Below are 5,500 nucleotides of genomic sequence, written 5' to 3' on the forward strand. Positions count from 1 at the left end.
GGGGCAGCCTATGCCTGGCAGCCCCACATGGTCAGTGCCAGGGACCACCTGAACGTGGCCCAGAATGAGTTGCAGGCCGCGGAGGCGGACAAAGGTGGCCACCGTGCGATCGCGTTAGACCTGGTCAACCGAGCGATCGACCAAGTCAACCAGGGCATCGAATTCTTTGACCAACATCACTAAAGCGTCCGCTTCAGTCGACGGCCGGAGAATCCTTGCCGGCCGTCGACGAGTCGCCGTGCGGGGCGGCTGAAGCGTCAGTTACCCCGTGCCCGAGCCACTTTCGGAATCCGCTACGCGCGGCGAAGGCGCCCACGACAGCGGTGATGCACCACACGCCGATCGCTGCGTACGCCAACACCGGTGACCGATTACCGAGCGATGCGCCCAGCGCCGTGTAGACGAACGCCCGCGGCACCGATCCGATGAACGCGCCAACAGCCATCTGCCACAACGGAACTCCGAACGCCCCGAACGCATAGGACGCCAACGCATCCGACAGGCCCGGGATGAAGCGCTGACCGACCACCGCCCACAGTCCGCGGCGTTGGATCAGCGCGTCGATCCGGTCGGCGCGTTCGGCACCCAGCAGCGCCCGCGCGCTGTCGCGGCCGGCCCGACGTCCCATCAAGCTCGCGACGACCGCCGTCCCCACCGTCGCACCCAGCGTCACGAACACGCCCAGAAGCGGACCGAACAACAGTCCGCTGCTCGCGGCCAGGATCGGGCCCGGCACAAAGATCGCGCCGAGCATTGCCGACAGCACGATGTAGGTCAGCGGCGCCAGCGGCCCGGTCGCCTTGACCGTGCGTCGCACGTCCTCGATGTTCACCAGATGCTTGACGGCCAGCAGATAGAACAACACCACCAAGAACGCGGCGAATACGGCCAGCCGGATGATGTGCGGCCGTCGTGACGTGGATGGGGAGGTCATGGTCACCGTGATTCTTCCGCACCACCGGCTCACGTAGGGTCGGCTGGTGGCGAGAACCGACGACGACAGCTGGGAAATCACCGAGAGTGTGGGCGCGACGGCGCTGTGCGTGGCCGCCGCACGCGCGGCCGAGACCGAAAGCAGCAATCCGCTGATCAACGACCCGTTCGCCCTGGTGTTCATCGACCGCGTCGGTCATGGCGTGTGGGATTGGTACGGAGCGCCTGAGCTGCCCGCCGTCGTGATCGAGGCCGAGCCCGACATGCCGCTGCGGATGCAGGCACTGGTCAGCTACTTCGCCACGCGGACCAAGTTTTTCGACACCTTCTTCCTCGACACCGCGAACGCGGGCGTCCGCCAGGCGGTGATCCTGGCCGCCGGGCTCGACGCGCGATCGTGGCGGTTGCCGTGGCCCGATGGCACCACGGTCTACGAGCTCGACCAGGACCGGGTCCTGGACTTCAAACTCGCGACGCTGCACGAACACGGCGCAGAGCCGGCCTGCCATCGGGTGCCGGTCGCGGTGGATCTGCGTCAGGATTGGCCAACGGCGTTGCAGCAGGCTGGTTTTGACCCGTCAGCCCCGAGCGCCTGGTCGATCGAAGGCCTGCTGATGTATCTGCCGGCCGAAGCCCAGGACCTGCTGTTCACTCGCATCCAAGATCTTGCCGCGCCCGGCAGCCGGCTCGGCGTTGAGGGGCTTGGGCCCGAATTCGCCGTCCCCGATATGCGCGCCGGTCGGCGTGAGCGGATGGATCGGGTGCGGGAGTTGATCGCACGGGCGGATTCGCAACTCGAGGTCCCCAAGACCGATGAGCTGTGGTACTTCGACGAACGCGAAGACGTCGGAGACTGGCTCAGCCGGCACGGCTGGGATGTGACGGCGACGCCGTCCGACGAGCTGATGACCGGCTATGGCCGCCCGCCCGCGCAGGGCCTCGACGCCGCTCTGGCGTACCTATTCGTTACCGCGCAGCGAAAGTCTTTGTGGCAGCAGGAAACTAACCATGTGCGGACTGGTTGATCTCCGCGGATTTAGTTGCCTGCGGGCTGTGCAGTGTGAGCACGGGGCTGCATGACTGACGGTGCCCCGCTCTTGGGCCCGCCCCCAATTAGCGGAACGAGGTTTGGAGCCGCGGGGACTCCGATCGCGCTGCCGCCCGGCCCGCCGCCGGGGCCCGGCAGGCAGTCGGAGCAGGGTGTAAGTGGATTCGTCGGGGTTGCGTAAACAGGCGCTGCGCCGGACAACCCGATTCCGGTAGCGATCACGGCCACCCCGGCCAGGAGTTTGATACTCATAGCCGATTGCTCCTCTCATGGGAGCGGTTTTTACATGATGTTTACATGCTACGCCCGTGACCTCGGCTTTTAAATAGCTATTACAGAAGATCTAGGCATCGACTCCGCGCAGCCGGACCATCCGCGTCGTGGAGCTCTCGTCGAGCTCGACGACGTCCGAGCGCGACCGCAGAAAGTCGCTGAAAGACTTGAATCCCAACGACTTTTCGCTGAACGACGGGTCCATCCGCTTCATCTGCGCCTTGACCGCGGAGTTGTGCAGCCAGTCGACGTCGTCCTTCTCCGTGCCGATCTGCAGCGCGCGGGTCAGCAGCGCGGTGGCCGCGGGCTGCGGGTCAGGGCCGGCTGACTGCTGGTCATCGTCGTCGGACTTTGCGCGGCGCGTTTTGGGCGTCGGCTCGGGCACCGGAACCCCGGGCAGCGCGTCGTAGATGACGAAGTCGTCGCACGCCGCAGCCAGCGCCTTGCTCGACGACCCGGCGACCCCGACGCCCACCACGTAGCGGCCGAGCCGCTTGCAGCGCTGCGCCAGCGCGATGTAGTCGGAGTCGCCGGCCACGATCACCACATGCGTCAGGTCGGGCAGCCGGAACATGTCCTCGACCGCGTCGACGGCCAGCCGGATGTCAGCACCGTTCTTGCCGTAGGCCGCTGCGGGGAACAACTGCACCAAATCGACTGCGCGGCCTACTAATTGCTCGCGATAGCCGGTGTTGACTTCGGCCGACCAGTCGGCGTAGGCACGGGTAAGCACCAGGGTGCCGAACGACGACGCGAAGTCGATGATGGCGCCGACGTCCACGGTGGCTCGTTCCAGCCGGTCGGCGTGCTTGTCCAGGCCTTTGGCCTTGTCCTTCTGGAACGAGCTGCGCCCATTGACCTGGTCGTACCGGGAGATCACGATGTTGTCGAAGTCGAGGTACACCGCAACACGGTCCGCGTCGGCATCTGTCATGAGTCCAGTCTTGACCGTCGGCCGCTGGTTAGGGCGGATTCTCTCGGCAAAGACGAATTCCATTTTTCGAATGTGGTCTATTTCGAGACTTCCGGGAGTTCGGCATACACGAGTCGGACGGCGCTCCTGACGAAAAGGAGCGCCGTCCGAAGCGCAAACCTCTCGGTTACCAAGCGTGCATGATGGCGCAGTGAAATGTGGCCTCGGCGTCAGGACACAGTTTCCCGGCCTGCACGCAAGCCCACCGCGCTGTGCCCAGTTGATGGGCTTTGCTTCGCGTGGGTGCCTAGTGCTCGTGCTAAATGCCACAGCCGAGAGGAGGAATCTTCTCTTCCGGTCCGACCTTAGTCTGCCGTGGATCCGTGCTTTGAGCCTACACCTATCCGGCAAAGCAACGGTAAAACGAGTCCGACCAACGCATCTCGCCGCCGACCATCGCCAATTGCTGTCCGCGCACATGTTCGGCCGGCCAAGAAGGCCGCGGCGAAGAAATAGCTACGCAGGCAGATTTACCCGCAGGGCCAGGTGCTCATCGAGAATCCGGCGCAGCGCGGCGTCCATCGGATGCGCGGATGCGAGGTCGCGGCCGAACCGGCTGTCCACCACGACTACCGTGCCCTCACGCAGTTCGGCGGTGTCGACCTGATCGACGAACGGATCGAACAATGCGGGCGGCGTGGCGAGGTAATAGAGCGCCCGGCGCGGCTCGTTCAACCCGGCGGCATACATCAGTCCCTGTTGGGTGATCACGAAGAGTTCCGAGGTGATTCTGGCGTTCGGGGTCTCGGCTTTGGCCCATGCCGTTGCGGCGCAACGGGTCTGTGCCAATTTGTCGGGCACGTCGTCCGTCAGGGTGAGTAACCTTCCGACGAGTGTTCTACCCATTCGCGGATATGCATCGATGGCGGGTCTGAAGTACCGCTGGAACATCTCGCCGAAAAAGTCGTACAGTTGCTCGCTCATCGCGCTTCTCCAGGTTACAGACGGACACCTCAATTGTGCGCCCGTACCGTCAGCTGAGCAACGCTGATCAACCACATCCAAAGCAGCCGCGTGGCTGCCGGTTTCGACCGGGCCCGGCTTTGTTTGAAGCCATTTCATTAGTCGCTGTGGCCTCGCCCGCTTTGCTGCCCGGGCCCGGTCGACATAAATTATCATCGAGCCCTATGAAAGAGACTCGCTCTAGCACCACCGCGGAGCAGATGGCGCTATCGCGAGCGATCGAGACGCGCAAGCCCGCCGCCGAGCGGATCTGCTGCGATCCGATGGCGGAACGATTTCTCGGCCCGAAATATCGAATGCTGCTGTGGGGCAGGCTGTTTCGGGATATGGTCGAGGGACTGATCGAACGGCGCTTCGCCGGGCATCATTACTATGTCATCGCTCGTACTCGTTATTTCGACGACCTCTTGCAGCAACGGCTGGCGGACGGGGCTGAGCAGCTGGTGATACTGGGAGCCGGCTACGATTCGCGGCCCTACCGGTTTGCCGACCGGCTGGGTGGTGTGCAGGTGTTCGAGGTGGATCATCCTGCGACGTCCGCGGCGAAGCAGGCCAAGGTCCGTGCCCTCATCGGTGAGATCCCGGCCAACGTGGCCTACGTTCCGGTGGACTTCACGGTGGACAACCTTGCCGACAAGCTGCTGGGGTGCGGCTACCGCACCACGCGCCCGACGGTGATTCTGTGGGAAGGCGTGACGCCCTACCTCGACCTGGAGGCGGTGGATGGCGTTCTGGGCTTTGTGATGGCCAGTGCGGCGGGCAGCGCGATCGTGTTCGATTACATACTGCGCTCGGTGGTTGAGGGTACCTGCACACTGCGTGGGGCGGCGAACGAGTTCGCCAAAATGAGCCACACCAGCGAGCCGCTCACTTTCGGGATCGACGAGGGCCAAGCGCCCGCATTCCTTGCCTCGCGGGGCTTCCAAAACGTGGTCGACGTGGGACCACAAGAGCTGACAAGCCGCTACTTCGATCCGCACGGCAAACACCGCTACATCAAACCGTGGTGGAGGATGATCTCCGGGGAAGTTGGCGCCGGCGGGGGCCTCAGCGAAGCGATGCACGGTCCGTTCTAGGCGCGCACCCGGGCAACGGTGTTGAACCGCAGTGGGATGTTACGATCGGTAGGACCCCGGGGAGTGGGCGGTTGTTCGACACGCTTAAGTTGTGGGTGTGGCAGCTCGCGCCGTCCTGGCCACCCCATTGTCGGGGCCGCTGGCCAGATTCGGCAAAGCAGGGGCGAGCGCCCTCGCTCTGTGGGCTGAGCGTTCCGCAGTAAGTCTGCGGGTCATCGACGCGTACCCGTCCGC

At 64.3% G+C, this 5,500-nt stretch carries 5 protein-coding genes and 1 pseudogene; 3 read left to right on the top strand and 3 right to left on the bottom strand.

Annotation, left to right across the window (positions count from 1 at the left end):
• Positions 1-183: pseudogene (locus tag WAO18_RS12995) on the top strand (hypothetical protein); the annotation flags it as partial.
• A gap of 10 nt (positions 184-193) precedes the next feature.
• On the opposite strand, the gene WAO18_RS13000 reads toward WAO18_RS12995, so the two are convergent.
• A complete protein-coding gene (locus tag WAO18_RS13000; RefSeq protein ID WP_422206682.1) occupies positions 194-946 on the bottom strand; it encodes a TVP38/TMEM64 family protein in 753 nt (250 codons plus the stop codon).
• 34 nt (positions 947-980) lie between these two features.
• Between WAO18_RS13000 and WAO18_RS13005 the strand changes: the two genes are divergently transcribed.
• The gene (locus tag WAO18_RS13005) at positions 981-1,958 is read left to right on the top strand and encodes a class I SAM-dependent methyltransferase (protein WP_422206678.1); all 978 of its coding nucleotides are present in this window, start codon (positions 981-983) and stop codon (positions 1,956-1,958) included.
• Between the two features lie 366 nt (positions 1,959-2,324).
• Here WAO18_RS13005 and WAO18_RS13010 read toward each other — a convergent pair whose 3' ends face one another.
• The gene (locus WAO18_RS13010; protein ID WP_422206679.1) at positions 2,325-3,188 is read right to left on the bottom strand and encodes an NYN domain-containing protein; all 864 of its coding nucleotides are present in this window, start codon (positions 3,186-3,188) and stop codon (positions 2,325-2,327) included.
• A gap of 495 nt (positions 3,189-3,683) precedes the next feature.
• Positions 3,684-4,151 carry a glucose-6-phosphate dehydrogenase gene (locus tag WAO18_RS13015; RefSeq protein ID WP_422206680.1) on the bottom strand — a complete coding sequence of 156 codons (468 nt, stop codon included), beginning with the start codon at positions 4,149-4,151 and terminating at the stop codon, positions 3,684-3,686.
• A 146-nt stretch (positions 4,152-4,297) separates the two neighbouring features.
• Between WAO18_RS13015 and WAO18_RS13020 the strand changes: the two genes are divergently transcribed.
• The gene (locus tag WAO18_RS13020; RefSeq protein WP_422206681.1) at positions 4,298-5,266 is read left to right on the top strand and encodes a class I SAM-dependent methyltransferase; all 969 of its coding nucleotides are present in this window, start codon (positions 4,298-4,300) and stop codon (positions 5,264-5,266) included.
• Positions 5,267-5,500 lie beyond the last annotated feature (234 nt).

It is taken from the genome of Mycobacterium sp. (assembly GCF_049278535.1).
In the GTDB taxonomy this organism is placed as follows: Bacteria; Actinomycetota; Actinomycetes; order Mycobacteriales; family Mycobacteriaceae; genus Mycobacterium.